Source organism: Ignatzschineria sp. F8392 (assembly GCF_002252045.1).
Lineage (GTDB): Bacteria > Pseudomonadota > Gammaproteobacteria > Cardiobacteriales > Wohlfahrtiimonadaceae > Ignatzschineria.
On record NZ_NEFF01000001.1, the window covers coordinates 347,998 to 374,703 of the forward strand.

26 protein-coding genes are annotated in these 26,706 nt (G+C 42.1%); 14 read left to right on the forward strand and 12 right to left on the reverse strand.

Annotation, left to right across the window (positions count from 1 at the left end):
- Nucleotides 1-58 precede the first annotated feature (58 nt).
- From lpxB to recO, 4 genes are all read left to right on the forward strand, one after another.
- Nucleotides 59-1,288: a lipid-A-disaccharide synthase gene (gene lpxB, locus B9T19_RS01515; protein WP_094566848.1), complete on the forward strand. Its 1,230-nt coding sequence runs from the start codon at nt 59-61 to the stop codon at nt 1,286-1,288.
- A complete protein-coding gene (gene rnhB / locus B9T19_RS01520) occupies nt 1,285-1,917 on the forward strand; it encodes a ribonuclease HII (RefSeq protein ID WP_094566849.1) in 633 nt (210 codons plus the stop codon). Before lpxB ends, rnhB begins: the two co-directional genes overlap by 4 nt.
- 62 nt (nt 1,918-1,979) lie before the next feature.
- Nucleotides 1,980-2,531, forward strand: coding sequence for an outer membrane lipid asymmetry maintenance protein MlaD (gene mlaD, locus B9T19_RS01525; protein ID WP_094566850.1), 552 nt, complete (start codon nt 1,980-1,982; stop codon nt 2,529-2,531).
- Between the two features lie 190 nt (nt 2,532-2,721).
- Entirely contained in the window at nt 2,722-3,438 is a 717-nt protein-coding gene (gene recO / locus B9T19_RS01530) for a DNA repair protein RecO (protein ID WP_158214325.1), read from the forward strand.
- A 48-nt stretch (nt 3,439-3,486) separates the two neighbouring features.
- Here the strand turns inward: recO and B9T19_RS01535 are convergent, their stop codons facing one another.
- The 11 genes from B9T19_RS01535 to B9T19_RS01585 all read right to left on the reverse strand — a co-directional run bounded on the left by B9T19_RS01535 (nt 3,487) and on the right by B9T19_RS01585 (nt 13,750).
- Nucleotides 3,487-4,314, reverse strand: a complete 828-nt coding sequence (locus B9T19_RS01535) for an ABC transporter permease (RefSeq protein ID WP_094566852.1) — start codon at nt 4,312-4,314, stop codon at nt 3,487-3,489.
- 8 nt (nt 4,315-4,322) lie between these two features.
- Nucleotides 4,323-5,342 carry an ABC transporter permease subunit gene (locus B9T19_RS01540; protein ID WP_094566853.1) on the reverse strand — a complete coding sequence of 340 codons (1,020 nt, stop codon included), beginning with the start codon at nt 5,340-5,342 and terminating at the stop codon, nt 4,323-4,325.
- Nucleotides 5,343-5,366: 24 nt separating this feature from the next.
- Entirely contained in the window at nt 5,367-6,506 is a 1,140-nt protein-coding gene (locus B9T19_RS01545) for an ABC transporter ATP-binding protein (protein WP_094567351.1), read from the reverse strand.
- Nucleotides 6,507-6,955: 449 nt separating this feature from the next.
- Nucleotides 6,956-7,603: an oxygen-insensitive NAD(P)H nitroreductase gene (nfsB, locus tag B9T19_RS01550; RefSeq protein ID WP_094566854.1), complete on the reverse strand. Its 648-nt coding sequence runs from the start codon at nt 7,601-7,603 to the stop codon at nt 6,956-6,958.
- 95 nt (nt 7,604-7,698) lie between these two features.
- On the reverse strand, nt 7,699-9,021 hold the full coding sequence (gene rimO / locus B9T19_RS01555) for a 30S ribosomal protein S12 methylthiotransferase RimO (RefSeq protein WP_094566855.1): 1,323 nt from the start codon (nt 9,019-9,021) through the stop codon (nt 7,699-7,701).
- 98 nt (nt 9,022-9,119) lie between these two features.
- Entirely contained in the window at nt 9,120-9,965 is an 846-nt protein-coding gene (gene dnaQ, locus B9T19_RS01560; protein WP_198959036.1) for a DNA polymerase III subunit epsilon, read from the reverse strand.
- Nucleotides 9,959-10,432 carry a ribonuclease HI gene (gene rnhA, locus B9T19_RS01565; protein WP_094566857.1) on the reverse strand — a complete coding sequence of 158 codons (474 nt, stop codon included), beginning with the start codon at nt 10,430-10,432 and terminating at the stop codon, nt 9,959-9,961. The genes dnaQ and rnhA overlap by 7 nt, the downstream gene beginning before the upstream one ends.
- 162 nt (nt 10,433-10,594) lie before the next feature.
- Nucleotides 10,595-11,389, reverse strand: a complete 795-nt coding sequence (locus B9T19_RS01570; RefSeq protein ID WP_094566858.1) for a thymidylate synthase — start codon at nt 11,387-11,389, stop codon at nt 10,595-10,597.
- Nucleotides 11,390-12,205, reverse strand: a complete 816-nt coding sequence (gene lgt, locus B9T19_RS01575; protein WP_094566859.1) for a prolipoprotein diacylglyceryl transferase — start codon at nt 12,203-12,205, stop codon at nt 11,390-11,392.
- 94 nt (nt 12,206-12,299) lie between these two features.
- Nucleotides 12,300-13,022 (reverse strand): thiol:disulfide interchange protein DsbA/DsbL, encoded by a 723-nt coding sequence (locus B9T19_RS01580; RefSeq protein ID WP_158214326.1) that lies wholly within the window; start codon nt 13,020-13,022, stop codon nt 12,300-12,302.
- Between the two features lie 86 nt (nt 13,023-13,108).
- Nucleotides 13,109-13,750, reverse strand: coding sequence for a cytochrome c (locus tag B9T19_RS01585; RefSeq protein WP_094566861.1), 642 nt, complete (start codon nt 13,748-13,750; stop codon nt 13,109-13,111).
- A gap of 339 nt (nt 13,751-14,089) precedes the next feature.
- Between B9T19_RS01585 and thrS the strand changes: the two genes are divergently transcribed.
- From thrS to murJ, 8 genes are all read left to right on the forward strand, one after another.
- A complete protein-coding gene (thrS, locus tag B9T19_RS01590) occupies nt 14,090-16,009 on the forward strand; it encodes a threonine--tRNA ligase (RefSeq protein ID WP_094566862.1) in 1,920 nt (639 codons plus the stop codon).
- 737 nt (nt 16,010-16,746) lie between these two features.
- Nucleotides 16,747-17,283 carry a translation initiation factor IF-3 gene (gene infC / locus B9T19_RS01595; RefSeq protein ID WP_094566863.1) on the forward strand — a complete coding sequence of 179 codons (537 nt, stop codon included), beginning with the start codon at nt 16,747-16,749 and terminating at the stop codon, nt 17,281-17,283.
- A gap of 42 nt (nt 17,284-17,325) precedes the next feature.
- Nucleotides 17,326-17,523, forward strand: coding sequence for a 50S ribosomal protein L35 (rpmI, locus tag B9T19_RS01600; RefSeq protein WP_094566864.1), 198 nt, complete (start codon nt 17,326-17,328; stop codon nt 17,521-17,523).
- Between the two features lie 25 nt (nt 17,524-17,548).
- Nucleotides 17,549-17,905, forward strand: a complete 357-nt coding sequence (gene rplT / locus B9T19_RS01605) for a 50S ribosomal protein L20 (RefSeq protein WP_094566865.1) — start codon at nt 17,549-17,551, stop codon at nt 17,903-17,905.
- A 102-nt stretch (nt 17,906-18,007) separates the two neighbouring features.
- On the forward strand, nt 18,008-19,021 hold the full coding sequence (gene pheS / locus B9T19_RS01610) for a phenylalanine--tRNA ligase subunit alpha (protein ID WP_094566866.1): 1,014 nt from the start codon (nt 18,008-18,010) through the stop codon (nt 19,019-19,021).
- 23 nt (nt 19,022-19,044) lie between these two features.
- The gene (pheT, locus tag B9T19_RS01615) at nt 19,045-21,426 is read left to right on the forward strand and encodes a phenylalanine--tRNA ligase subunit beta (RefSeq protein ID WP_094566867.1); all 2,382 of its coding nucleotides are present in this window, start codon (nt 19,045-19,047) and stop codon (nt 21,424-21,426) included.
- A 73-nt stretch (nt 21,427-21,499) separates the two neighbouring features.
- Nucleotides 21,500-21,805: an integration host factor subunit alpha gene (locus B9T19_RS01620; protein ID WP_094566868.1), complete on the forward strand. Its 306-nt coding sequence runs from the start codon at nt 21,500-21,502 to the stop codon at nt 21,803-21,805.
- Nucleotides 21,806-22,286: 481 nt separating this feature from the next.
- Entirely contained in the window at nt 22,287-23,864 is a 1,578-nt protein-coding gene (gene murJ, locus B9T19_RS01625) for a murein biosynthesis integral membrane protein MurJ (protein ID WP_094566869.1), read from the forward strand.
- Between the two features lie 156 nt (nt 23,865-24,020).
- Here the strand turns inward: murJ and rarD are convergent, their stop codons facing one another.
- On the reverse strand, nt 24,021-24,980 hold the full coding sequence (gene rarD / locus B9T19_RS01630) for an EamA family transporter RarD (protein ID WP_094566870.1): 960 nt from the start codon (nt 24,978-24,980) through the stop codon (nt 24,021-24,023).
- 346 nt (nt 24,981-25,326) lie between these two features.
- On the opposite strand from rarD, the gene kdsA reads away from it, so the two are divergent.
- A complete protein-coding gene (kdsA, locus tag B9T19_RS01635) occupies nt 25,327-26,166 on the forward strand; it encodes a 3-deoxy-8-phosphooctulonate synthase (protein ID WP_304441064.1) in 840 nt (279 codons plus the stop codon).
- A gap of 8 nt (nt 26,167-26,174) precedes the next feature.
- Entirely contained in the window at nt 26,175-26,612 is a 438-nt protein-coding gene (locus B9T19_RS01640) for a hypothetical protein (RefSeq protein WP_094566872.1), read from the forward strand.
- Nucleotides 26,613-26,706 lie beyond the last annotated feature (94 nt).

Below are 26,706 nucleotides of genomic sequence, written 5' to 3' on the forward strand. Positions count from 1 at the left end.
AGGCCTAAACTGAGAGAAGTAATGAGAGTCGGTAGAGAGATAAATCGAGGAGATAGAGATGAGTAGAGTAGATGATCGTGAACCAGAAGTACTTGGTCGAACTTCGATAGAAGTTAATTTAGAGGAGCAAACACCTCTGTTTATGCTCGTTGCCGGTGAACTATCAGGAGATCTCTTAGGCGGTGGACTGATAACATCACTCAAAGAGAGCTACCCCAATGCGCATTTTTTCGGTATTGGGGGACCGATGATGATTGAAGCGGGTTTAGAATCGATTGTCCCTATAGAATCACTCTCTATCATGGGACTTGTAGAGGTTCTCAAAGAGTTACCTAAACTCCTTAAGATTAAAGCGGAATTGGTCACTGTGGCAAAAGAGCGCCGACCTCTCTGTTTTATTGGTATCGATGCTCCTGATTTTAATCTTCGTTTGGCAAAGTCTCTCAAAGCGCTTGATATTACTACATTTCAATATGTCTCACCTTCGGTTTGGGTTTGGCGAGAAGGGCGTGTTAAACAGATTCGGAAATATATCGATCGTGTATTAACCCTCTTTCCTTTTGAGGTGGAGTTCTATCAAAAACATCAAGTGGATAGTATCTGTGTTGGTCATCGTCTAGGGGGTGAGATTCCTTTGGAGATCGATCGTGCTTCTGCAAAAGTAGCATTAGATCTTCCTCAAGAAAGGGAGTATTTAGCAATATTGCCGGGAAGCCGTCGAGGAGAGATTAATCGATTATTACCCCTCTTTTTAGAGAGTCTCCCCTTGATTTTAAAGCGTTCCCCTACATTAGAGTTTCTAATACCGGCAGCAACTCCAAAAATTTATCAGATGATTCAGAGTGCCCTATGGGAGCTTCCCTTCGAATTACGGGAGAAGGTGCATCTATTTCAGGGGCGTTCACGTGAGATTATGAGTGCTTCAAAGGGAGTTCTATTAGCTTCGGGAACCGCTGCTTTAGAGGCGATGTTGTTGAAGCGATTGATGGTTGTCTGTTATCGGTTTAATGCTATTACTGCATGGTTAGCACCTAAAATCGTAAAAATTTCCCATTTTTCACTTCCCAATATATTAGCAAAAGAGCCCCTTGTAACGGAGCTTTTCCAACAGGAGGTCACGCCAGAGAGGATTGCTTTAGAAGTTGGGGAAATCTTGAAAGAGAGTCCTGAAAATAGTGAGAAATTAGCACAATTTAACGAGATGCATCTCTCATTACGCCTCGATTCTGATCAAGTGGCAAAAGAGGCTGTTATCTCCCTTTTAAAAGAGCGAGGGCTTCTCTTATGATAAAGTCAGAAGATCAGCAACTAGGACTCTTTCCGGAAGAGGATTTTGTAGGTTTAGTTGCCGGTGTTGATGAGGCGGGCAGAGGGCCACTCTGTGGTGATGTTTATGCTGCTGCAGTGATATTAGACCCTGATTGTCCTATTAAGGGGCTTGATGATTCTAAGAAGTTGAGTGAGAAGCGCCGGGCTATTTTAGCTTCCGAGATCAAAGAGAAAGCATTAGCATGGGCCATTGCCAGTAGCTCCGTTGCAGAAATTGATGAGATCAATATTCTACAAGCAACACTATTAGCGATGCGTCGTGCTGTAACTGCACTCTCTATTCAGCCTCAGTTACTTCGAGTTGATGGGAATCAAGATCCGAAAAGTGATGTGCCGGCAATTACGATCATCAAGGGGGACGCTCTCTTTGCAGAGATTAGTGCGGCCTCTATTTTAGCAAAAGATGCGCGTGATCAATCGATGTATGAAGCGGATCAAGACTATCCGCAATATGGGTTTGGTCAACATAAAGGGTATGGGACAAAGGCGCACTTAGCAGCTTTAGCGCAATATGGGGTAACACCGCTCCATCGCACCTCTTTTGTCCCAATTAAACGCTTGATTGAGAAAGCGGAAGTTAGGGATTGATAAAAGACAACCCTTGGAAAACATAGTAGAATAGTGAAGAGTTATTGAGAGAAAGGTCAAAAATGAAAAACGCTAAATGGATCGATTTTGTTGTAGGACTATTTGTCATAAGTGGCATTGTGGCATTTGCTTGGCTCGCTTTTAATGCCAGTAATGCGACAACAGGTTTAAGAGGAGGGAAACCGATCTATGTTACTGCCTCATTTACCAATATTGGCTCATTAAAGGTGAAAGCACCGGTGATGATCTCAGGTGTTCGTGTTGGGCAGGTGAATGGAATTGCATTGGACCCTCACAATTATGAGGCGGTTGTCACTTTAGCATTAGATAGCTCAGTGCCCATTCCGCAAGATACCATAGCCGCAATTAATACTTCAGGTTTAGTCGGAGAGCAATATATTGCATTAGATCCGGGTGGATCTGAGAAAGATCTCACCAATGGTGATCGTATTCGTATGACCCAAGATGCATTTGTTATGGAGCGGTTGATCGGGCAGTTAATGGCCTCTTTTGGCGGAAGTAAAGGAGATACTTCAGAGGTTACGCCGGAAGAGAGCTCTAATAGTAATAGTGGTAATAGTGGTGGTTTTAAGCCCGGATCACTTTTAGATTAAGATCTTAAATATGATTGAACGATTGAACGATTGGAAAGGGCGGGAAAATTATCCCGCCTTTATGCTGATAGTCCGTTGATTGTCTATTGGTTGTCTATTGGTTATCTACCTAAAAGTGATGATTCGATCTCCCCATTTCAGTAGGCTTAATGGACTCAATGGACTCAATAGAGGAAACTCAAGTGATCAAATGTTAGAGAGAAGAGAAGAGTTAGGTCGAACCTTAGCCGTTGTCCTCAATAAGCGCTCATTTAAAGAGTCTGGTTTTTTGGTGGATCTCTTTACTCTTGAGTATGGACGAATTACATTACTCACACGAGGAAGAGCGAATCCAAAGCGCCCTTTGCACCATTTAGAGCTCTTCTCTTATAGCGATTGGCATCTCAAAGAGGGGCGCGTTTTTCATTTTGCGCATGAGGTGGATCTTCTTTATACCTTCTCGTTGAAGGGGCGTGAAATATGGACTGCTTACTATCTCAATGAGTTACTATTGCGATTGATGCCAAAGCATCAACCTGCGCCGGAGTTATTTCAGGTCTATCAAGAAGTTCTCGCTGCCTTAGCGGAGGATGTTGAGGATATCTCTCCCTATCTGCGCCATTTTGAGCGCTCTCTTTTAGCCTATTTAGGAATCCTCCCCGATCTCTTTTATGACGCTGCCGGCGATCCGATCAATTCTCAGAAAAGCTATTATCTCTCCCATGAGGAGGGGGTATTGCCTATTGAATTTCCTGGAACTTTTAAGATTTCAGGCTCCGTGATTCTGAAGATTGCAGAAGAGGAGACGTTAGTCGGGGAGGAAGCTCTGATCTATCGTAATATGATGCGCTATCTTTTAGCCCCCCTCATTGGCGATAAGCCCCTGCAATCGCGAATTTGGATGCAGAGGCTCTATCGAAAGCGCTAATCGAGTAAGGCTATCTCTCTATATGATTGCATACATCTATAAGCGATGTTAAGAAAGAGCCTCTTTTGCCGCATTTTTCTCATCCTCTTCTCGCCGTTTAGTGAGATAGAGATTGATGAGTGTTACCAAAAATACAATGGTGGCAACGATGCCTATCATAAGAGTCGAGAGAGCATTGATATTAGGGCTTACGCCGAGGCGCGCTTTTGAATAGATCCAGATAGGAAGCGTTGTTCCGCCCGGACCTGTTGTAAAGGTAGCAATCACTAAATCATCGAGTGAGAGGGTAAAAGAGAGTAACCATCCCGATATAATTGCAGGAAAGATCATCGGGAGCGTGATATAGAAAAAGGTTCTAATACCATCTGCACCAAGATCCATAGCGGCCTCTTCAATGTGGCGATCAAATCCTGTTAGGCGAGATTGAACAACAACAACGACATAACACATTGTAAAGGTGATATGGGCAATCATCATTGTGAAAAAGCCAGTACTAAATTTAAGTGCGACAAAGGTTAATCCAAGAGAGCTACCCATAATAATTTCAGGCATCACCATAGGGGCATAGGTAATGCCGGAGAAGAGTGTTTTACCTTTAAAGCGTCTAAACTTAACGAGTGCAAAAGCCGCCATCGTTCCAAGTACCACCGCAAAAGTGGAGGTTGATACTGCTAATAATAGGCTCGTTTTAGTCGCGGACCAGATCCCTTCTTGCTCAAAGAGATCGCTATACCATTTTGTCGAAAATCCGGACCAGACGGTGACTAATTTCGATTCATTAAAGCTATAGACGATCACCAAAATAATGGGGGTATAGAGGAATATGAGTCCCAATATGAGTGCAGTCCAGTTCAGGGCAGTCATCTTTTTTCTCATAACAGCTCCTAATTAAATTGTTTCGCTTGAATGCGATTAAAGATATAGATGGGAATAATCACAATGAGTAGCAAAATAACAGAGATTGCAGAGACTAAGGGGAGATTCATCCCTTGGAGATAGGTATCATAAAGCACCTTTCCTATCATTGTGACATTTGAGCCACCTAAGAGATCGGGAATGACAAACTCGCCGATTGCAGGAATAAAGACTAAGAAACAGCCGGCAAGAACCCCGGGAAGGGAGAGGCGAAAGGTGATCTGCCAAAATGTTTTGAGAGGGGGGGAACCGAGGTCAAGCGCCGCCTCCACTAATGTATTATCAATTTTGATGAGTGTAGCAAAGAGCGGAAGAATCATAAAAGGGAGATAGCCATAGACAATTCCGATATAGACCGCTAAATCTGTGTGAAGAATATGGAGAGTCACTGGGGAAGTAGGATCGATGAGTCCAATCCCCATTCCAACCCAATTGATAAAATTATTGAGCACTCCCGTCGGTGATAAGATTGTGATCCAAGCGTAGATACGAATCAAAAAAGAGGTCCAAAAGGGGAGAATTACCAACATTACCAAGAAGAGCTGCCATTTTTTAGAAGCGCGAGACATCGCAAGCGCAATAGGGTAACCAATGAGCAATGTCAGAAGTGTTGAGAAAAAGGCGATCTTCACGCTATTGAGATAGGCGTGAATATAGATCTTATCTTCCCACAATTCGAGATAATTTTGAAAATTGATAGTAATTTGCAGTAAGCCATCATCGATCCATTCCATTAGATCGGAGAAGGGCGGGGAGGCGATCTCTGCTTCTGTAAAGCTGATTCGTAGAATAATCAGAAAGGGAATTAAGAAGAAGAGAATAAGCCATAAAAATGGCGTACCAATTAAGAATCGATGGCTATGACCTAAACCAACGATAAAGCGATAAGGGGGAAAGCGGAGCAAGCGGCGATGGGTAAAATTGAGCCGGGAGACGATCTCCGCCATGATGCCGGTAAAAGTTCCGACCTCTTGTTGACGATGGGGCATTGTCCAACCTCCATAAGTTAAAGATTAAGAGATGAGTACAATTCCTGAATCTTCAGTAAAACTCACATAGACACGATCTTCATGGGTAATTCTCTGTTCAATAATGCGCGTATCATTCATCTGTGAGACAGTGATCATTTTCTCATTATCGAGTTTGACATGATAGATTGAGACATTTCCCATATAACCAATATCCCATACCTCTCCTTGAAGACAGTTATAATGCGCCTTTTCTGGAGGTGTTAATGAGATATCGAGCTTTTCAGGACGAACAGCAACCCATGCTTGAGATCCTACCGTAGCACCCACCCCTTGCGCACAGATAAGCGGGGTTGGAGCTTCAAAGCTCTCAACAGTTGTTTCAGTCGATGAGATCTCTGAGATAACCCCTTCAAAGATATTGACATCACCAATAAACTCCGCAACATAACGGGAGTTCGGGAATTCATAGATCTCTGCAGGTGTTGCAACTTGTGCTAAGCAGCCTGAATCCATTACCGCAATACGGCTAGAGACAGTCATCGCTTCTTCTTGATCATGTGTGACGATAATAAAGGTGATGCCGAGCTCTTCCTGAATAGTCATCAGCTCAAATTGGGTCTGCTCTCGTAATCGTTTATCGAGTGCGCCTAATGGCTCATCTAGGAGCAGCAACTTTGGTTTTTTAACAATACTTCTTGCAAGCGCTACACGTTGTCTCTGTCCGCCAGAGAGCTGATGCGGTTTCCGTTTAGCAAAGCGTTCCATCTGTACAAGCTCTAACATCTGTTGTACTCGCTTGCGAATCTCGGGTTTTTTAACTTTATCCTGCTTTAAACCAAAAGCGATATTATCTTCCACCGTCATGTGTGGAAAGAGCGCGTAGCTTTGGAACATCATATTAACAGGGCGTTCATAAGGAGGAATTTTAGACATATCCTCGCCTTCTAAGAGAATCTTTCCTGATGTAGGCGTTTCAAAGCCGGCAAGCATCCTCAGAAGCGTTGTCTTCCCACAGCCAGATGGTCCCAATAGGGAGAAAAATTCCCCTTTATAGATATCGAGCGAAATATGATCAACCGCAAGGTGATCATCATAACGTTTAACGATATCGGTAATTTCAACATGGGGAACAGAGTTGGGATCACGCCAAGGTTCATTCTTGTGTAAACGGCTTTGTTGCATAAGCGCCTCCGGCATTTTATTAAAGAGAGATTCCCTTTAAAAATGGTGAATAGGAAAAGGACAATAAAGGCTTCTTATCTCGCGGGGAGCGAAGGCTGAATTCTAGAGCGTTTTATAGAGCGGATCAAGCCTTTTTAAAATTAAAGCAGTCGGAGCATTCCGATTCTCTACTGATCCTGCACTCTAATCTGCTTAAAGAGATCATTTTAACATGCTTAACAGAGGGTTAGGGGATAAATCCTAAGGAGATGATCAAATTGTTTTTCCACCGCTATTTTTCACCTCGATTTTTTCACTTCTATCACTTCTATTGTTCTATCTCTATCTTTTACCTATCTACTATTTGTTTAGTTTATCTTTTCGATCAGATGGTTTGTTGTTTTATAAAAAAATCTCCCCATTTGGGGAGATTAGTCATACGTAATTTAGTATAAGTTGTGATTTGAAATTTAGAGAACAGTGAATAACTCTTTGAAAGGAAGGCGAGATTTAGGAAGCTTGGCATTGAAATCATCCGGGCTGCGATATCCTAAGGAGGCGATCACGACACTTCTAAAACCTTTCTCTTTTAAGTTGAAGATCTCATCGAGCTTTTTCGGATCAAATCCCTCAATAGGCGTTGAATCGATTTCGATTGCCGCCGCGGCAAAGAGTAGATTACCTAAAGCAATATAGACTTGACGATCCTGCCACTGATGGAGCATCTCTGCGCTATCGCTATTGAGATCGACAAAGTATTGGCGTCCCTTATCATTAGCCTCTTTCATCCCCTCTTCAGGAAATCTCTGATCGCTCTCTTCTTGATCGACGATCTTAGTTAAGTAGCTTCGGGGCATCTCGTTGCGCGCAAGAAAGATCACAACATGGGAAGCATCTTTAACGCGAGGTTGGTTGAACTCAAAAATCGCAGGTAATGCACGCTCTTTCGCCTCATCAGATTCTAGGACTAGAAAGTGCCAAGGTTGGGAGTTAACTGATGAGGGGGAGTTACGAAGCACTGAGTAGAGATGCTCCATCGCCTCTTTAGGAATTTTTTTATGAGGATCGTAAGCTTTACAGGTATAGCGATTTTCAGAAATTTCTGCAACAAACTTCATTTTTGACTCCTTTTAAGTGATATCTGTTATTAAGACTGTCCTGGTGAAGAGGGCAACTCAGTCGTAGTGGTAGCAGTGATGGTCACTCTATCTGATTATTGAGTATAGAGGGTACCGAAAAGGTCGTAAGTTGTCGCCTCATCGATTAAGACTTTTACTTTTTGCCCGACTAAATCACTTGAGGCATCATCAATATAGACATGTCCGTCAATCTCGGGAGCATCTGCTTTTGAACGAGCGATTGCGATTCCTTCTTCCGCATCAAAATCATCCACTAATACTTCTAGAACGGTTCCTACTTTCGCTGCCAATTTTTCGGCAGAGATCTCTGCTTGTAAGGCCATAAATCGCTCTAAACGTTCCTCTTGAATCTCAAGGGGGATAGGCTCTGCTATCTCATTCGCCGCGGCACCTTCAACCGGTGAGTAGATAAAGGCACCTACACGATCGAGTCGCGCTTCTCTGATAAAGTCGAGTAGTTCTTGAAATTCCTCTTCTGTTTCGCCGGGGAAGCCGACAATAAAGGTGGAGCGGATCGTAATTTCAGGGCAAATTTCACGCCATTTCTGAATTCGTTTTAACATATTTTCGCTATTTGCCGGACGTTTCATCGCTTTGAGAATGCGAGGAGAGGCATGTTGCATCGGTACATCTAAGTAGGGAAGAATTTTTCCTTCCGCCATCAGGGGAATAAGATGATCAACATGGGGGTAGGGGTAGATATAGTGTAATCTTACCCAGACATCAAGTTTTCCTAGCTCTTCACAGAGATTTTGAATATGGCTACGAACCGGTTTTCCATCCCAGAAACCTGTCTGATATTTGACATCAACGCCATAGGCACTCGTATCTTGTGCAACAACTAAAAGTTCTTTAACCCCTGTTTCAACTAACTTTTTCGCTTGTGATAGCACATCACCGACAGGGTAAGATTGATGTTTTCCTCGCATTGAGGGGATGATGCAGAAGGTGCAACTATGATTACAGCCTTCAGCAATTTTAAGATAGGCGTAGTGACGTGGGGTTAACTTAATGCCGGCAGGAGGTACAAGATCGGTAAAAGGATCGTGAGGACGCGGAAGATGGTGGTGTATTGCGGCCATTACCTCTTGGAAAGCATGGGGACCTGTAACGCTTAAAACATTGGGATATTGCTCTAAGATCTTATCTGCATTCGCGCCTAAGCAACCTGTAACGATCACTTTACCATTCTCATCAAGCGCTTCACCGATCGCATTAAGGCTCTCTTGAATCGCAGAGTCGATAAAGCCACAGGTATTAACTACAACAAGATCTGCTTCATCATATTGGGGGACAATTTCATACCCTTCGGTACGAAGTTGGGTCAAAATATATTCGGAGTCAACTAATGCCTTCGGGCAGCCAAGGGATACAAAACCAATTCTAGGAGTCACAATTTTACCTTCAAATATCTGTTAATAGTGGATCGTTGTGAGGCGATCATCTTCTGTTGTTGTGTCATATTGTAAAAATTTTATGAAGCGCTTGCAGAGATTTATGATTTTAATGCTTGCATAATCTCCTCATGAGCTGCTATATCACGACTATTTGCTCTAATAATGCGGCGGCGATGGGAGGATGTTACAAGGTTTGAGGATGCCGGCATACTCTCTTTATCAGCATCTGTATCTAAATCTTTGCTTGTCTTTAGTTGAGCTGTTTCATCAATACCCCTTTCATCACTCTTATCACGCTTGTCACTCTCTTCATTACTCTTTTGAGCACTCTTTTCTGCTTCAATTCGAACTTGTGGTGCTCGAATAACAGAGTTCACCGGTGGTGGCGGAGCTGTCTCTTCTTCGAGTAGATCGAAGAAGGATTTTTGTCCGCCTGTCATATTGAGATAGACTTGTGCTAAGAGCTCTGAGTCGAGTAATGCGCCATGTAGCTCACGACGGGAGTTATCCACGCCTAAGCGACGACAGAGAGCATCGAGTGTATTTCTTTGGGAGGGATATTTCTCCCGAGCCATTTGAAGGGTATCAATGACGCTAGAGTGTTCCGTGACTTTGGGAAGCCCCATTCGCTCTAGTTCAAAATTGAGGAAGGGAATGTCAAATCCGGCATTGTGGATAATAAGTTCAGCACCATCAACATAGTCGAGAAAACGTTGACCAATCTCTGCAAAAACGGGTTGAGTTTTAAGAAAATCATCCCCTAATCCATGAACATTAAAGGCCTCAATAGGCATTGATCGCTCAGGATTGATATAGACATGGAAATGGTTATCAGTGATCTCCCGGTCAATCAGCTCAATACAGCCGATCTCAACAATACGATCACCTTTTTTAAAGTCAAAACCTGTTGTTTCAGTATCTAATACTATCTGTCTACTCATAATGATTCTGTTGTCTCTTTCGCTTTTTTAATGGCATCGGTTGCTAATTTATCTGCGATCTCATTTTCACGATGGCCGGCATGACCTTTTACCCAACACCAGTCGATAGAGAGGTGGCGATCTCGCTCGATAAGTAGGAGGCGCCAGAGATCTTGGTTGAGAACGGGTTTATTATTGGCGGTTTTCCAATCGCGCCGAATCCAGCCATCGATCCACTGTGTAACACCCTGTTGCACATAACGGGAATCGGTTGTTAACACAACATGGCAGGGGCGCTTTAGAGCTTGTAGTGCTTTAATTGCCGCGGTCAATTCCATACGGTTATTGGTTGTTTCTGCTTCATATCCGGAGAGTGTCTTCTCATGTCCACGGTAGGAGAGAAGAACTCCCCATCCGCCAGGACCCGGGTTACCACTGCAGGCCCCATCGGTATAGGCATAGACAAGTTGCTCTTCTGAAGGCGGTGTCATATATGACCTCTCTCTTTTATGTTAGGTAAGGCTTTTAAATAAGGCTTTTAAATAAAGTTTTTTAGATAAGACTTTTGCCAATATTTTTAACGTCGGTCTTCAATTCATTCGCGATCAATTTTATTGTGCTTGGCTTGATACAACTGATACGGTTTATGCAGTTTATACTGCGACCACTGCTCTAATCGTCGGATGTGATTGATAATCGATAATCTCAAAGTCATCAAAGTCAAAATCAAAGATACTTTCACGTTGATGACGAATCTTGAGCTGTGGCAATGGTAATGGATCACGGCTCAGTTGTAGATCGGTCTGTTCAAGATGATTGGCATAGAGATGACAATCTCCCCCTGTCCAGATAAAGTCCCCCACTTCTAATTGGCAAACATGAGCGATCATATGGGTTAAGAGTGCATAGCTGGCAATATTGAAGGGAACACCTAAAAAGATATCTGCTGATCTTTGATAGAGTTGGCATGAGAGTTTTCCGTCGCAGACATAAAATTGGAAGAGAAGGTGGCAGGGGGGGAGTGCCATTTTATCCAATTCGCCAACATTCCAGGCGCTAACAATCAGGCGACGTGAATCGGGATTCTCTTTGATATCGTTAATAAGTTGGGAGATCTGATCAACCGTTGTGCCATCCTCTTTGGGCCAGCTTCGCCATTGCGCACCATAAACAGGGCCTAAATTGCCATTTTCATCCGCCCATTCATTCCAGATACGAACGCCATTTTCTTGAAGATAGGCAATATTGGTATCCCCTTTTAGGAACCAGAGCAACTCATAGATGATGGAACGCAGATGAAGTTTTTTGGTGGTGACAAGCGGAAATCCCTCTTGAAGGTTAAAACGCATCTGGTGACCGAAGATAGAGTAGGTTCCAGTGCCGGTACGATCTTCCTTAAAATGACCTTCAGTGCGAACCATTTTCATAAGATTGAGGTATTGCTGCATCTATTTGCTCCTACGGTAAGCTGAGATAAGAATAATAACGCCAATGATAATCATCGGGATGCAAAGAAGCATGCCTTGTGTTAGCCAGCCTCCGGCGATATAGCCAAGATGGGCATCAGGCTCTCTAAAGAATTCTACCAAGAAACGGAAAGCGCCATAACCTAGGAGAAAGAGTCCCGAGGCGGCAGCTCTAGGGCGTGGCTTGGCGGTGTAGACCCAAAGGATGATAAAGAGTAGTAATCCCTCGGTGAACGCTTCATAGAGTTGTGATGGATGGCGGTAGATATAGTCGATTGAAGAGGGGGCATGTTGAAAGAGAAATCCCCAAGTCTGATCGGTATATTTACCCCAAAGTTCACCATTGATAAAGTTACCTATTCGTCCAAAAAAGAGACCTAATGGAATTAAGGGGGCAATAAAATCGGTAAATTCCCAAAAGCTCTTCTTATAACGTTTTGCAACAAAATAGCTGGCGACTAAGACGCCGATCAATCCACCATGGAAGCTCATTCCAGCCCATTCTATGCTTGAACCTGTCCAGCCGATAATTGAGGCGGGATTTTGTATAAAATTCCCAAAATCATAAAAGAGTGTGTAACCAATTCTTCCCCCTAAAATCGCACCAATAAAGAGGTAGAAAGCCATGTCGCTCACTTGGGCAGGCGTCCATCCTGAATTGGGCTTTTTGGCGCGATAGCTACCGAGGAGAACGGCTAACCCTAAAGCGATAATATACATCAAAGCATACCATCTTAAGGCAACAGGACCGACTGAGAAGATGATAGGATCGATCTGCGGTGAAAAGTAGAGTGACATTTATAAAGCTCCCAATAAGCGCTCGCTGTAAGAGGATAGAAAAAAGGGCTACAACAAGTGTGCCCTTTTTAGTAATTAAAGGAGAGAAACAATTCTACTGTTCTTCTGGCTCACGTTCAAGATCATTCTCGGCATTCTCGGCGTTTGACGTTTCTGATGCTTTCTTGGCATCTCTCTCATCTCTTACTTTCTGGACAACCTCATCAATTGTGATAACTAATTTTTCGTAAGGATTTTGATTGCCCGGGCGATTAGCTGCTTCATTAGCGCTTAAGAGATAACGACCATCGATCACAACCGCAGGAGTGAAGGGGATCTTATATTGCTCATTGATTAAGTTTGCACCTCTGTTGAGTGCGCTCACAGTCGAAAAGCTATCCCATGTTTTGAGAAATTGATCCTTATCGATACCTTGTGTCGCCATAAAGTCTGCGATCTGCTCTTTATTGATGAAGCGTTTTCTCTCTTTATGAATCGCATTAAAAAATGCTTGATGTCCTTTATCGAGGGCATTCATTGAGTCTAAGGTGTAAAAAGCATGAGCGTAAAGCGTCCAAACGCCTTGTCCCGGTGCCGCAAGAGGGATAACGGCAACATCTTCAACGCCTTCTTGCGCTTTTGCCCACTTGGAGAAGTAGGGTTCAAATGTACTACAAGCCGGACAGGCGTAAGAGAAGATCTCTACAACCTCGATCTCCTCTGGATTGTAGATTGCCGGAACAGCTGGAGTGATCTCAGAATAGTAATTTTCAGCTATGGCAAAGCCAAAAGTTGTTGCGAGTAGAAGTGTACTTGTTGCAATAATTTTATTTAACATAGGATAAATTCTCCTTGTGTGGAATGATTGCCTTGAAATGAAAAAAGTGAGCATGAAGCTCACTTTGATCGAAAATAGTTCACCGATTAAGGCTGAAGACCTTGGATATAAGAGGAGACCTCTTTAATCTCTGCTTCAGTCATGCGTTGTGCAATATCTCGCATGATTCGAGCTGGGTCATTTTTACGCTCTTCAGTCTTAAAGCGGTTCAATTGCTTTTCAGTATAGTAGGCATGTTGACCTGCTAATGCCGGATAGTTTGCAGCAGCATTACCTTGACCTGTTGGGCTATGGCATGCAGCACATGCAGGAATACCGCGTGCGATATCACCACCACGATAAATCTGCTCACCACGGATCGCTAATTTTTCATCAGCAACACCATAGCTTGTCTTCTGCTTTGAGAGATAGAGCGCAACATCTGCAATATCTTGATCAGTTAATTTATCCGCTTCAACACTCATCTCCGAGTCAAAACGCAAACCATTATCTGGATCACTATATGAACGTTTCATTTCATAGAGCTGAGTGCGGATATATTTCTGATGCTGTCCTGCGAGTTTTGGATAGAGATCATTTGTACTGATACCATCCTTACCATGACAAGATACACAGGTTTCAGCGATCGCCTTACCTGCTTCATAATTTGGTGTGATTTCTGCAGCATTAATGTTTGTTAACATCAATGAAACACCAATTCCAATTAGGGCTTTGTAATTAAAACGCACAGCAGTTTACTCTCCTAAATCTGGGTTGTTCTATTATTAGTTGATATGCTCAAGGTCAATAAGCGCTACCGAATGATCTCAGTTTCTGCCAATTTTGATAGTGCTATCGACTAACTCTTTTAAAATCCTTATGTAAATATTGCCTTATTCTATTCTATTTTGAAAAAAATATGTAGTAGAAGAGTGAAAGAAGTTTGCCTAAGTCAAACAACCACCCATTAATTGAACAGAATGAAGGGGACTTATCCTGCAATAATTTATGATATAGGGGGAAAAGTTAGTCTATAATAGCTCATTTAGATCGATTATATGTTGTTTTTTGAAGGAGTGTAAAAGTCAATGCCCGTGATCACTTTGCCTGATGGCAGTAAAAGAGAGTACCAAGGCGATGTTACTGGATTTGATATTGTTAATGATATTGGACCAGGACTTGCTAAGGCAGCAGTCGGAATTGTAGTAGATGGAGAAGAGCGAGACCTTAGCTATACCATCACCAGAGATGTCGACTTTAAGGTGCTAACGATAAAGGATGAAGCTGGGCTTGATATTGCGCGACACACTCTTGCTGCGCAGGTTTTAGCTCGAGCAGTTAAAGATCTCTATCCTGATGCGCTATTAGCTATTGGTCCGACTATTCAAAATGGTTTCTACTATGATGTCGACTTTAAGACGGCAATCGACCCTGAAGCATTACCGGCTATTGATGCTAGAATGCGAGAGATTTTGAAAGAGAATCTCGATGTGACGCGTGAGATGTGGCCTCGTGATAAAGCGATCCAATATTTCTTAGATAAAGGGGAGATCTATAAGGCGGATATTATCAATCGTGCGCCGGAAGATCAGCAGGAGATCTCTCTCTATCGACAGGGTAATAATGGGGAAGATATCTTTATGGATCTCTGTCGAGGTCCTCACACGCCAACGACTAATCGTGGCAAGTTAGCATTTGCATTAACGAATATTGCCGGCGCTTATTGGCGTGGTGACTCCAACAATAAGATGTTAACGCGTATCTATGCTGTTGCCTTCCCAACAGAGAAGGAGTTGCAGGCCCATCTTGAGCGTGTGAAAGAGGCTGAAAAGCGCGATCATCGTCGTATTGGGCGGGCGCAAAATCTCTTCCATCTTCAAGAGGAAGCGCCAGGAATGGTCTTCTGGCACCCTAAGGGTTGGACCATCTGGCAGGCTGTTGAGCAATATATGAGAAAGCGTCAGCAGGAAGAGGGATACCAAGAGATTCGTACTCCAATGGTGGTTGATCGTTCTCTTTGGGAGCGTTCAGGGCATTGGGAGAACTACAAAGAGAATATGTTCACAACTGCTTCTGAAAACCGTGATTATGCGGTCAAGCCGATGAACTGTCCTTGCCATATTGAAGTCTTTAATCATGGCTTACACTCTTATCGCGATCTACCGATGCGTCTTGCAGAATTTGGCTCTTGCCATCGTAATGAGCCATCGGGTGCGCTACATGGCATTATGCGTGTTCGTGGATTTGTTCAAGATGATGCGCATATCTTCTGTCGTCCTGATCAAGTGATCTCAGAGGTAGAGCGATTCCATAAATTTGCAATGAGCGTTTATGATCATTTTGGCTTTAACGATGTCAGTGTAAAACTCTCTTTACGTCCTGATCAACGTGCAGGCGATGATCATGTTTGGGATATGGCTGAGTCAGGTCTTCGTACTGCGCTTAATGCTGCAGGTATTGTTTGGGAAGAGCTCCCAGGCGAGGGTGCGTTCTATGGTCCTAAAGTGGAATATCATATTAAGGATGCTATCGGTAGATCATGGCAGGTCGGAACAATTCAGTTAGACTTCGTTCTTCCTGAACGCTTAGGGGCTGAATATGTTGATGAGGATAATACGCGTAAGACACCTGTGATGTTGCACCGTGCCATTTTAGGTTCTTTTGAGCGCTTTATTGGTATTTTGATAGAGCATCATGCCGGTTCATTCCCACTTTGGTTGGCACCAGAGCAGGTTGCGGTATTGACAATCACTGATCAGCAGAGCGAATATGCCGAAAAAGTAGCGCAGAGGTTAAGAGCTCACGGAATTCGTACAACGGTAGATCAACGCAATGAGAAGATCGGCTATAAGATCCGTGAAGCGACCATTTCCCGTATCCCCTATATTCTTGTTTTAGGAAAACGAGAGATGGAGATGGGGCTAGTCGCAGTCCGAACTCGAGAAGGTGTTGATATGAGTGCAATGACGCTTGAAGATTTTGTTGAGCTTTTAAAGAAAGAGCTCTAATTGCTGGTGCTGTTACAGTTTAATCTTTTAAGTTTTAAGTTTTAAGTTTTAAGTTTTAAGTTTTAAGTTTTTAACCATTTTTCGTTAAATGAATAAGAAACTATTTAAGCTTAGATGAGTAACAGCACTAAAATTGGATGAATATCTGTTGCGCGATCTGTATAATAAGAGAGATAGCGCAACTTAAATTTAATTTTTAAATCTGTTTTTAAATCTGATCTTTAAGGGAAAATAAAGAGGAATTAAAGAAGAATGAAAGTGAAATTGTGACTCAGCACTTATGAGTCAACTCTTTTAAGAGTTGAATTAAGTGGTGATTAGCGGTTGCATTTTAGATAGAAGATTTATATAAAGAGTAATTAAATCATCATTAAACGATCATCAATGTTATTCGTTTATTCGTCAATGTTATTAATTATTAAAACAATTAAAACATTATTGATGGTGTGATTTAGATGAATAACGATTATTCAGTAAAACAACCCATAAGAAGATTGAATAGGTGGCAGTAAAAATAGTGAATATAGAATAGCGAGCTTAAATGATGAACTTTAATGGCAGAATTTAAATAGTGAGTTTAAAGAGATGCTATTTTGGAAATTATTTATATTTTTGCTAAATTATTTTTTGCGAAGTATTTTTGCGAGATATTGTGATAAATCAATATGGCTATAGGTAATAGGCAATAAAGCAATAGTCACCTTTCAATACTATTTGACTAATTAACAGTAGGAGATATAACTATTAGTAATCAATATGAGCACCGAATAAATGAGAAGATCTCGGCGAAAGAAGTGCGATTAATTTTAGCAGATGGGGAGCAAAAAGGTGTTGTCCCTCTTGATGAAGCGTTAGAATTAGCATACAATGACTCGCTTGACTTAGTAGAAGTCTCGCCAACAGCTAAACCGCCAGTATGTCGTATCATGAATTACGGTAAATACCGTTATGAATTGCGTAAAAAAGCGGATGAAGCGAAAAAGAGACAGAAACAGGTTCAAGTAAAAGAGATCAAATTTCGTCCGGCAACGGATGAGGGGGATTATCAGGTAAAACTACGCAACCTGATACGTTTCCTTAAAGATGGAGATAAGGGCAAAGTCACACTTCGTTTTAGAGGTCGTGAAATGGCCCATCAAGATCTCGGTATGGATCTACTTCTTCGTGTAGAGCAGGATTTAAAAGAGTATGGTGTTGTCGAACAGCGTCCAAAGATGGAAGGCCGTCAAATGACGATGGTCGTAGCGCCACTTAAAACTGCAACTAAAGAGTAGATTATTTATTAATAAATCATTTAGAAATGCGAGTGGATTAAAATGCCAAAAATGAAAACCCATAGCGGCGCTAAAAAGCGTTTCCGCAAAAGTGCAAGTGGTAGCTTCAAGCGCCAATGTGCATTCCGTAGTCATATTCTTACTAAGAAATCTACTAAGCGTAAAAGACACTTACGTGGTGAGGCTGTGATCTCGAAAGCAGATCATAAGCAAGTAGCTCAATTGTTACCTTACGCATAAGTATATAGATTAGGAGAATTTAGAAATGGCAAGAGTTAAACGTGGGACGATTACAAAAGCGCGTCACAAAAAAATCTTAAAAAAAGCAAAAGGTTACTACGGTGCGCGTTCACGCTCAATCCGTACAGCAACCCAAGCAGTTTATAAAGCGGGTCAATACGCTTATCGTGACCGCCGTCAACGTAAGAGAGATTTCCGCTCTCTTTGGATCGTTCGTATCAACGCAGCTGCACGTGAGTTTGGTCTTTCTTATAGCCGTTTTATCAACGGTTTGAAAAAAGCTGAGATCCAAATTGACCGTAAAGTGCTAGCAGATATGGCAGTTCATGATATTAGTGCGTTTGGCGCATTAGCAGATCGTGCTAAATCAGCATTAGCATAAATATCTCTTAAATAAAAGAGTTTACACAAAAGGAAAAGCAGCTATCGATGCTCTTTTCCTTTTTTTATTTGATAATCAAAAGATATGTAGGTAGATGAACTAATGAGTCTAGAGACAATTCTTCAAACCGCTTTAGAGGCTATTTCTAAGGCTGATAATTTACAGGCTATCGATGATGTACGAGTTGCCTATTTTGGTAAGAAAGGTCAAATTAGTGGCCTAATGGCATCGCTTGGAAAGTTAGATCCTGAAGAGCGTAAAGCGCGAGGCGCGGAAATTAATCAGGTTCGTAGTGAAGTGATGAAGGCGCTTGAAGCAAAGAGAGAGGCGCTAGAGACAGCAGAACTTCATCGCCAATTGATGACTGAAACCGTTGATGTAACGCAACCAGGACGTAACAGCGATATCGGGACACTTCATCCGATTACGAGAACAATGATGCGTATTCATCAACTCTTTGCATCTTTAGGTTTTGATATTGTTGAAGGTCCTGAGATTGAGAGTGACTTTTATAACTTTGAGGCACTCAATATTCCAGAACATCATCCTGCTAGAGCCATGTTTGATACCTTCTATTTTGATGATCATATGTTATTGCGTACCCATACCTCTAATACACAGATCCATGTGATGCAACAGGAGAAGCCGCCGATTCAGATGATCGGTTATGGGCGTGTTTATCGAAGTGACTCTGATGTGACGCATAGTCCTATGTTCCATCAAGTGGAAGGTTTAGTGGTCAATGAGAGTGTGACTTTTGCAGATCTGAAGGGAATCCTTACAGAGTTTATGCAAAAATTCTTTGAAAAAGATCTCAAGCTTCGTTTCCGCCCCTCATTCTTCCCATTTACAGAGCCTTCCGCGGAGGTTGATATTGAGTGTGTGATCTGTGAAGGTGATGGTTGCCGTGTTTGTAAGAACACTGGTTGGTTAGAGGTTCTAGGCTGTGGAATGGTTCATCCAAATGTATTAAAAGCTGTCAATATTGATCCAGAGAAGTTTCAAGGATATGCGTTTGGAATGGGAGTAGAGCGTTTAGCAATGTTACGTTACAGCGTCAACGATCTCCGCTTATTCTATGAAAATGATATGAATTTCTTAACGCAATTTAGATAAACAAATACTGGGTAAAAGTTATTATGAAAATTTCAGTTTCTTGGTTAAAAGAGTGGATTGAGAAGATCCCAAGCGATTTAGCAGATCGATTAACGATGGCAGGTCTTGAAGTGGAAGGGGTTGAGCTTGCGGCTCCTCACTTTACCAATGTTGTGGTAGGGGAAGTTGTAGAGCTGACTCCCCATCCTGATGCTGACCGTCTTCGTGTTGCACAGGTTAATGTTGGTGATGAAAAATTATTACAGATAGTTTGTGGTGCGCCGAATGTTGCGGTGGGTATCAAAGTTCCTACGGCATTAGTGGGTGCGACATTGCCGGGTAATTTTAAGATTAAAGATGCGAAATTACGCGGTGTTGCTTCTTCGGGTATGCTCTGTTCTGCAAAAGAGTTGGGCGTGAATGAAGATGCATCAGGTTTGATGATTCTTGATCCTCAAACAGAAGTTGGTACTGATTTTAGAACGCTCTTTGATCTCGATGATGAGATTGTTGAGATCGATCTTACGCCTAATCGTGGTGATTGTTTAAGTATTTTAGGCGTTGCGCGTGATCTTGCTGCTATTACCGGTATCGATGCGAAGAGCTTTACTGCAGAGTCGGTTCCTGTTCAGAGCAGTATGGTGAAAGGTGTTGAGATTGAAGAGAGCGCAGATTGCCCGAAATATCTCGGTCGCGTTATCTCTGGTGTTAATCCGAAAGCATCAACGCCACTTTGGATGGAGGAGCGTCTTCGTCGAAGCGGTATTCGTCCTCATGGAATTTTAGTGGATATTACAAACTATATCCTTTTAGAGGTTGGGCAACCACTCCACGCTTTTGATTATGCAAAAGTGGCAGGAGATATTTTAGTCCGTAGAGCAAAAGAGGGAGAGAAGCTCGCCCTTATTAATGGTGATACGGTGACTTTAAAGCCTGATACCTTAGTGATTGCAGATCAAGAGAAGGTCTTGGCAATGGCTGGTATTATGGGAGGAGAAGAGAGTGCTTGTGGGGATGATACAACAGATATCTTCTTAGAATCTGCTTGGTTCAATCCTATTACCATTGCAGGAAAAGCGCGGAACTATGGTCTACATACCGATTCTTCACATCGCTATGAACGTGGTGTTGATTTTGAGTTGGCAGAGAGAGCGCTAGAGTATGCAACGCGTCTCATTTTACAATATGCTGGCGGAGAAGCGGGTGCGATTACAACAAAGGTTGCGCCAGAAAAATTACCTGAAAGAAATGCTGTAAAAGTCAGATTTTGTAAAATAAATCAAATAATTGGACAAGAATTTACAAGTTGTGCTATAAAAGAGCTCATAGGCCGTATCGGTGATATTCAAGAGGTGAATGACGATTATCTAGTTGTGATTCCGCCTTCATACCGTTTTGATCTACAGATTGAAGAAGACTTTATTGAGGAAGTTGTCAGATTAAATGGTTATGACCAAGTGCCTGTCTCCTTTGAAATGCTTTCAAAAGTCTCTATGCCGATAGTGGCAGAGTCTTATGTTTCACTCAATGATTTTAAATCTCTCCTAGTAGGTCGAGGCTATCATGAAGTGATTGAGATGAGCTTTGTTAGCCCCAAATGGCAGGAGATTTTAGATCCCACTAATGTTGCTATTAAGTTGAAGAATCCGTTATCAAGCGATCTTTCAGTAATGCGTACGACATTATTGCCGGGTGTTTTAGGGGCGATGGAGCACAACCTTAAGCGTCAGCAGAGTCGTTTACGATTCTTTGAGTCAGGTCGAACCTACAATGGTACTTTAGAGAATGTGGCACAAGTTCTTTATATTGCAGGTGCTATCTGTGGGACTGCAGAGCCTCTTCAATGGGGTGTTAAAGCACGTAATGTCGATTTTTACGATCTCAAAGGTGATGTTGAAGCCTTACTAAAGAGAACGGGCCGTGATGATTTCCGCTTTGTTCCGACAGAGAGAGAGATCCTTCATCCAGGTCAAAGTGCTGATATCAAACTCTTAAGTGGAGACGTTATCGGTTACTTAGGTAAGTTGCATCCAATGGTATCGAAAGCATTAGATCTCAACCGTGATGTCTTTGTTTTTGAACTCAATTATGATCTTTTAGCGGGATCGATGACACCGAAATTTAAGGAGTTATCTAGATTCCCTTCATCAAAACGAGACTTAGCGCTAGTAGTTCCTGTTGAGGTGACTACTCAGCAGTTATTGGATGTGATGAAAGCTTCGGGTAAACGTCGTTATTTAACGAAAGTGAACCTCTTTGATATCTATGTTCCAGAAAGAGAGCAGAGTGAAACGGCTACAAAGAATATGGCATTTAGTCTAACTTTCCAAAATCCAGAAGAGAGTCTAAAGGATGTGGAAGTTGAGGCCATTGTAGAAGAGATCTTACAGGATTTAGCTGCCATTGATGTATCATTGCGTCAATAGTTAAAACTTTGTAGATCTAACTTTGCAATAATAATAGTTTAAATTGAGACAATACTAGGGAAAGGAGTTATAGATGTCTACTTTAACTAAAGCAGCGATTACGGAGAATCTGTATCACAGTACAAATATCTCACGTGAGGATACAAAACAATTTGTAGAAGACTTTTTTACAGAGATTAGTGATGCGTTAGCTACAGGTCGCGCGGTCAAGCTTTCAGGTTTTGGCAGTTTTGAATTGCGTGATAAAGCAGAGCGACCCGGAAGAAACCCTAAAACAGGGGAAGAGATTCCGATTAGTGCTCGCCGTGTCGTTACCTTCCGTATTGGTCAAAATTTACGCTTAAGTATGAATGAGCTCAGTGAGAAAGCAGAAGGATAAGTAGAGGGTTAAGTAGGGTCAAGATTAAATCTTGCTGTGATACTTAGCGTTGATACTTAAAGTGTCTTAATTAAACGTTTTAATAAACGCGTTTCATAAACATGTTTAATAGATGCTTTACTCGAGAGCTACAGTCAAAATCTATAATTGAAATCTATAATCGAGAACTTTGACTCGAATTAGAAAATAAACCCCATATAACTTGATGGTTGTATGGGGTTTTGTTTTATCTATTATTGGGTCGATTTTAGATGCTGAAAAGATGATATTTCCCCTGAGTGAAGAGATTTCAGTATAATTATCTATTCTTTAGCATCTATTCCTTAATATCTATTCCTTAACAATAGAAGGTGTAGTTGTTGAATGCTATATGCCGATATTTATCGTATCGGTTATTTTGATTCTCTACTCTGTTTCCTATTTTTATTACTCATTATTAATCAACCATTAACCATCAATTATTAATCGATCTTAGGATATTATGAAATCATCGCTTTTCCGTTCACTCTTTACAGTAAGTGGATTTACCTTACTCTCAAGAATTATGGGGCTGTTGCGAGACATCGTCTTTGCAAGTTACTTCGGTGCCGGCGCAGCGATGGATGCATTTAGTGTCGCTTTTAGAATCCCTAATCTATTCCGTCGTTTTTTTGGGGAAGGGGCTTTTAACCAAGCATTTGTTCCTGTCTTTAGTGAGATTCGTTTAGAGCGTAGTCGCGATGAGTTAAAGCGATTTTTAGCAGAAATTAGTGGCACATTAGGTCTTGTTCTGCTCTTAATTACCGTTGTGGGGGTCACTTTTTCATCAGAGATGGTCTTACTCTTTGCCGCTGGGTTTGTAGATGATACCGGCAAGTTTCTTTTAACAGAAGAGTTACTACAACTGATGTTGCCTTACCTCTTTTTTATCTGTATGACAGCGATGTATAGCAGTGTGATGAATGCACTCAATAAGTTTGCGATTCCTGCTGCCGTGCCGATTCTACTCAATCTCTTTCTGATTGCCGGCGCAGTTGTCAGTGTCTATCTTGAAGAGCCAATTAAAGCGTTGGGCTATGCGGTCTTCTTTGCTGGAATTTGTCAAATGATGATCCTATTTTGGGCAGTAAAGCGGGAGGGATTAATCGCGAGTCCAACGGTGCAATTTCGCTCTCCTGAAGTTAAGCGGGTGATGTTTTTAATGGTGCCGGCATTGATCGGCTCATCAAGTAGTCAGATCAATATCTTAATTAATACACAATTGGCATCACGACTGGAGACCGGGAGTATTACCTGGCTCTACTATTCAGATCGTTTGGTTGAGTTTGCGATTGGGACATTTGCTGTCGCATTGGGAACGGTCATATTACCGAAATTATCAGAGCTTAATACGAAAGGGGATCAGGTCAATTTGGGTAAGACGATCGATTGGGGAATTGAGTTGGCGCTTATTATTGGTATCCCTTCGATGTTAGGATTGATCTTTTTGGCAGAACCTCTATTAGCGATTCTCTTTATGCGTGGTGAATTTTATGAGTCGGATGTCATTATGGCGGCGAAGAGTTTGATGACTTATGCGCTCTCGATCCCCGCCTTTTTTATGATCCGTATTTTAGCGCCGGTCTATTTTGCTCGGCAGAATACGAAAACGCCGATGTATTTTAGTCTGATTGCGATTGCTGTAAATATCTTTTTGCAATTTATTTTGGTGAAATATTATCAACATGCAGGACTTGCGCTCTCCTCTTCATTAGCGGCCTGGGTCAATGCGCTGCTTTTAGCTTTTGGGCTTGTCTTCCTCAATATTCATCACTTTAACAATCTCTTTACTCGGCGCATATTGGCGCTTTTGCCGGCAAATCTTCTTTTAGTCGCTATTCTCTATTGGCTACAAGGTTATTCGCTCTTCTGGTTTGAGGGAGCTTTTATTCTTAAGTTTCCGGCAATATTGGCGGTGATTGTGGGTAGTGTGGTGCTCTATTTTATAACGCTGCATCTATCAGGTTTCTCTCTTCGTAGAATGAAGGGCCCTTTAGTCGCTATGGAGCGGCAAGCTAAGAAGGAGAATCTCGATCAATAGAGTAAAGATCCTATTACTGTCAGTTACTTATCATCGGCATCGGATACTTGCACCATCGGGCATTTGCTGATGATGACTCGTGGTGTAGAGGGTGAGAGGGCAGAGAAATGTTTGTGATTAGCCTTCTCTGCTTACCTTTCCCCATTTAGCTTTTTTCTACTTTGCAATCTGATCACTTAATTGCGCTACTCTTTTCACTTCCATCTCTTCACGCTTTTTTTGCCCATTTTTTGCACGATGAACTTCGCTACTGATATAGGTGATAACGGAGATCCAGACAATCACAAAGCCGATCAGTCGAAGAGGGGGGAGAGACTCATGAAAGAGAAAGAGCCCTGTTAATAGCTGTAGTGTTGGCGAGACATATTGCAATATTCCTACTAAAGAGAGGGGAATATATTTAGCGCCCTTAGCAAAGAGGAGAAGGGGAATTGTAGTCGCTGCTCCCGAGAGAATGAGCAAAATAAGCGGTAAATTCTCCAGCTCTAAGAAGATGAGATCACCATTTTGGTAGATAACGATGAGGTAGATAATGGTAAAGGGCATCATAAAGAGTGTTTCGAGAAAGAGCCCCGGCAATGGTGGGAGAGCAACAATCTTTTTCATCGCACTATAAAAACCGAAGGAGAAAGCGAGTAGCAGGGCGATATAAGGGATTGTGCCGGCGAGAAAGGCAAGCCATAAGACCCCAATTGCAGCAAGTGTAATAGCGCTATATTGTACCTTCGTCAAAGCCTCTTTAAAGAAGACACGCCCTAAAAAGATCGATACCAATGGATTGATATAGTAGCCTAAACTCGCCTCTAAAACTTGATGAGATGAGATCGCATAGAGATAGATAGACCAATTCATAAAGAGGAAGAAGGAGGAGGCCATAAAGGTGACTATAATCCGCCGATTAAAGAAGGCGTCTTTGAGAAGCAGGCGATCCTCTCTTTTAAAGCAGAGAAGAATAATAATAAAAGCGAGCGACCAACCGATCCGTTGCGCCATTAGTTGCAAGGGATCAACGCCGGAAAGCGGGAACCAATAGATCGGAAAAAATCCCCAGATAATGTAGCAGGAGAGAGTAAGAAGCACACCTTTTTTATAGTTGTTAGTGGAAGATTGTTCCATATATGCCATCTCGAGTGGTTAGTTATTAATTGATCAGAGGATCACAAAGAGTAAGTGTGTTGAGCGGTTACAAGATATTATTATCGATTATTGCCGGTTGGTAGAGAGTTTAGAAAATCTCTTATTAGAAGAGTAGTGTAGCAGTATTTTATGGGTTGCTAGTCGCTTTATTTTTTAAGGGAGAGAGTTCAATACAAAGTGGTGTTATTCAGGTAAAATGGGCTAAAGATATTGAGTAAGCCTGAGTAATCCTGGGTAAAACTGAGAAAAACTGTATACGATCAAACAGGATCGAACAAAATTGAATATAGATAGCGTAAAAATAGATTAGATGAGGTAGTGTATTGTGATTAAAATTCAAGATATTGAAGTAGCTAATCGAAAGCCTTTTATCCTCTTTGGTGGGATAAATGTTTTGGAGTCTCTCGATTCTACATTAAGAGCGTGTGAAGCTTATGTGAAGGTGACTGATCTTTTAGAGATCCCGCTTGTCTTTAAGGGTTCATTTGATAAGGCGAATCGATCCTCGATCCACTCTTACCGAGGAGTGGGTTTAGAAGAGGGGTTAGAGATCTTTTCTGCTGTTAAAAAAGAGTTTAATGTCCCCGTTATTACCGATATCCATGAACCGTTTCAAGCAGCGCCAGTTGCGGAAGTGGTTGATGTTTTACAACTGCCGGCATTTTTAGCAAGACAGACTGATCTTGTGGTAGCGATGGCAAAGACGGGTCGCCCCATCAATGTGAAGAAGCCTCAATTTTTAAGCCCCACACAGATGCTCAATATTGTTGAGAAATTCCGTGAGGCGGGAAATGATCAGGTTATGCTTTGTGAGCGTGGTAGCTGTTTCGGGTATGACAATCTTGTGGTGGATCTATTAGGATTTGGAGTGATGAAGAAGGTGTGTGATGATGCGCCTATCATCTTTGATGTTACCCACTCTTTACAGCAGAGAAACCCATTGGAAAAAGCTTCCGGAGGACGTCGCGAGCAGGTATTAGAGCTTGCTTTAGCGGGTATGGCAACGGGTATTGCCGGACTCTTTTTGGAATCGCATGAAGATCCCGACCAAGCAAAATGTGATGGACCAAGCGCCTTGCCACTAGTGCTTCTTAAACCCTTCTTAGAGCGTGTGAAAGCAGTGGATGATTTAGTGAAATCTTTTGAACCATTAGAGATTAAATAGGAGTTATCATGAGTGAAGTGATGACCTATACCGTCCCGGGGAAGAGTCGCTCTAAGTTAGGGTTTATTCTTTCAGCGCTTATCGTTTTAGGGAGTGCATTGGAGATCCTATTGACAAAAACAGCGCCTCTTGGGCTCTTTGTTCTCTTTGGTCTCTTCTTCTATTTTACTTCTATTTCGACAGCAACTTTGACAGATGATCAATTATCGGTAAAGCCGATTTTAGGTCGAGTGCGAACTTTTCCGCTTAAAACAGGGATCTTTACACTTAAGAAGAGCGAGAGTTGGGCGACGAAGTTATCGACCTTGAAATCATCAGCTGATACTTTGATCTATACTCCTGCGGGAGGAGATCCTGTAATGGTGATCAATGGTCTCTATGATTCAGCCGATATAGAGAAGCTCTATCAAGAGATTGAGAATCGGCAGTCAGCACTACTCTCTTAAGTTTGCCCTTTTAAGGTTATCTTTTTATTTTTCTTAAATCTTACTCCCTTAAGATCGGAGAGGGCGGGTTAAAGAAGAGAAAAGATAAAAAGGA

Coding starts and splice junctions, on each gene's coding strand:
- pheS (WP_094566866.1), top strand. CDS start 18,008: ATGAGTCTAGAGACAATTCTTCAAACCGCTTTAGAGGCTATTTCTAAG.
- mlaD (WP_094566850.1), top strand. CDS start 1,980: ATGAAAAACGCTAAATGGATCGATTTTGTTGTAGGACTATTTGTCATA.
- B9T19_RS01535 (WP_094566852.1), bottom strand. CDS start 4,314: ATGAGAAAAAAGATGACTGCCCTGAACTGGACTGCACTCATATTGGGA.
- lgt (WP_094566859.1), bottom strand. CDS start 12,205: ATGTCACTCTACTTTTCACCGCAGATCGATCCTATCATCTTCTCAGTC.
- B9T19_RS01640 (WP_094566872.1), top strand. CDS start 26,175: ATGAGTGAAGTGATGACCTATACCGTCCCGGGGAAGAGTCGCTCTAAG.
- rnhA (WP_094566857.1), bottom strand. CDS start 10,432: ATGACACCGCCTTCAGAAGAGCAACTTGTCTATGCCTATACCGATGGG.
- B9T19_RS01540 (WP_094566853.1), bottom strand. CDS start 5,342: ATGCCCCATCGTCAACAAGAGGTCGGAACTTTTACCGGCATCATGGCG.
- rarD (WP_094566870.1), bottom strand. CDS start 24,980: ATGGAACAATCTTCCACTAACAACTATAAAAAAGGTGTGCTTCTTACT.
- B9T19_RS01580 (WP_158214326.1), bottom strand. CDS start 13,022: ATGTTAAATAAAATTATTGCAACAAGTACACTTCTACTCGCAACAACT.
- B9T19_RS01570 (WP_094566858.1), bottom strand. CDS start 11,389: ATGCAGCAATACCTCAATCTTATGAAAATGGTTCGCACTGAAGGTCAT.
- lpxB (WP_094566848.1), top strand. CDS start 59: ATGAGTAGAGTAGATGATCGTGAACCAGAAGTACTTGGTCGAACTTCG.
- thrS (WP_094566862.1), top strand. CDS start 14,090: ATGCCCGTGATCACTTTGCCTGATGGCAGTAAAAGAGAGTACCAAGGC.
- rnhB (WP_094566849.1), top strand. CDS start 1,285: ATGATAAAGTCAGAAGATCAGCAACTAGGACTCTTTCCGGAAGAGGAT.
- murJ (WP_094566869.1), top strand. CDS start 22,287: ATGAAATCATCGCTTTTCCGTTCACTCTTTACAGTAAGTGGATTTACC.
- pheT (WP_094566867.1), top strand. CDS start 19,045: ATGAAAATTTCAGTTTCTTGGTTAAAAGAGTGGATTGAGAAGATCCCA.
- B9T19_RS01545 (WP_094567351.1), bottom strand. CDS start 6,506: ATGCAACAAAGCCGTTTACACAAGAATGAACCTTGGCGTGATCCCAAC.
- rplT (WP_094566865.1), top strand. CDS start 17,549: ATGGCAAGAGTTAAACGTGGGACGATTACAAAAGCGCGTCACAAAAAA.
- rpmI (WP_094566864.1), top strand. CDS start 17,326: ATGCCAAAAATGAAAACCCATAGCGGCGCTAAAAAGCGTTTCCGCAAA.
- recO (WP_158214325.1), top strand. CDS start 2,722: ATGTTAGAGAGAAGAGAAGAGTTAGGTCGAACCTTAGCCGTTGTCCTC.
- nfsB (WP_094566854.1), bottom strand. CDS start 7,603: ATGAAGTTTGTTGCAGAAATTTCTGAAAATCGCTATACCTGTAAAGCT.
- B9T19_RS01620 (WP_094566868.1), top strand. CDS start 21,500: ATGTCTACTTTAACTAAAGCAGCGATTACGGAGAATCTGTATCACAGT.